This is a genomic window from Rothia nasisuis (assembly GCF_928381405.1).
Taxonomy (GTDB): domain Bacteria; phylum Actinomycetota; class Actinomycetes; order Actinomycetales; family Micrococcaceae; genus Rothia; species Rothia nasisuis.
The window spans coordinates 1-1,184 of the sequence record NZ_CAKMSB010000033.1 but is presented as its reverse complement, the minus strand read 5'-3'; the positions used below and the strand labels follow the sequence as shown (position 1 = coordinate 1,184).

1 protein-coding gene is annotated in these 1,184 nt (G+C 57.9%); it reads left to right on the top strand.

Annotation, left to right across the window (positions count from 1 at the left end; all coding sequences use genetic code 11):
• Positions 1–1,184 (top strand): RHS repeat-associated core domain-containing protein (locus L6966_RS11905; RefSeq protein ID WP_336603626.1); only part of this gene is annotated, 1,184 nt, incomplete at both ends.

The window sequence follows — 1,184 nt, the reverse complement described above, 5'->3', positions numbered from 1 at the left end:
GGCTGCTGTCTCGTTCCCGCGGGGATCAGAGCACAAGGTGGTCCTATGATGCTGCCGGTAAGGTTCTTTCTCGCACCGATGCGGTCGGGGGCACGGTCTCTTATGCTTACGACGCTGCTGGGCGGCTCGTACGAGCCAGTGATAGCGCTGGCGGGCAGGTGGAGTATGTCTATGACGGTGCCTCACGTATTATCAGCGCTTCAACAGCTGAGCTGGTCTCCTCGTGGGTGTACACAGAGGGGGCCGTGAGCGGTCATGTTCTGGCCGATGCTGGCGGGCAGACTCTGGCCCAGAGTGTCATTTCTCGTGATGAGTGGGGGCGGGTTGTCTCGGTGCAGAAGCAGGGCACCGGTGCTGAGCCTAGTTCTGTGGCTTATGGCTATGATGAGGCTTCTCAGCTGGTGTCTGTCACCGGTGGGCACCGGCAGGTTGCTGCCCGTTATGAGTATGATGTCTGCGGGCGCCTGACTCGTAGTGTGGGTGCTGATGGTGTTGAGCGGGTTTTTGCCTATGATGAGGCTTCTCAGTTGGTGTCTGTCACCGCTTCTAGTGGTGAGGTTACTATCTTCCTTTATGACGGTTTGGGTCGGCGAGTACGCCAGGAGGATGCTGATGGTGCGGTGCGTGAGTTTGCTTATGGGCCTACCGGTTATCTGAGCACCGTTGAGTTGGGTGATGGAAGCGAGGGGGAGCACACGGTTCACCGTATTGAGGTCGATGCCCTGGGTGAGATTGTTGCTGTTGATGGGGTTGCCCTGGGGTGGGATGTTACTGCTGCTGTTCCTGTGCTGGTGAGTGTGGGTGAGGTTTCTGTGGGTGTGGGGCCGGTGATGTCCTGGCGTGTGGCTCGCTCGATGGGTGAGGGGGATCCCTATGGGGTGGCTGGTAGCGGTGGGGTGGCTGGTGCTGATGTTTCTGGGGTTGGCTCTGGCGGTGTTTTGGCTGGGTTTGCTTTGTCTGCTGATGGTATCCCGGTGGTTGCTGGGATTGAGTTGATGGGTGCTCGGGGCTATGATCCGGTTACTGCTTCGTTTTTGAGTGTTGATCCTTTGGTTCCGGTGGTGGGTGCTGTGTGGGGTTCTAATCCGTATTCGTTTGCTGGGAATAACCCGGTGATGATGAGTGATCCGTGGGGGTTGCGGCCTGCTACGGATGCTGATTTGGTTGCTTATCGTGAGGCTAAT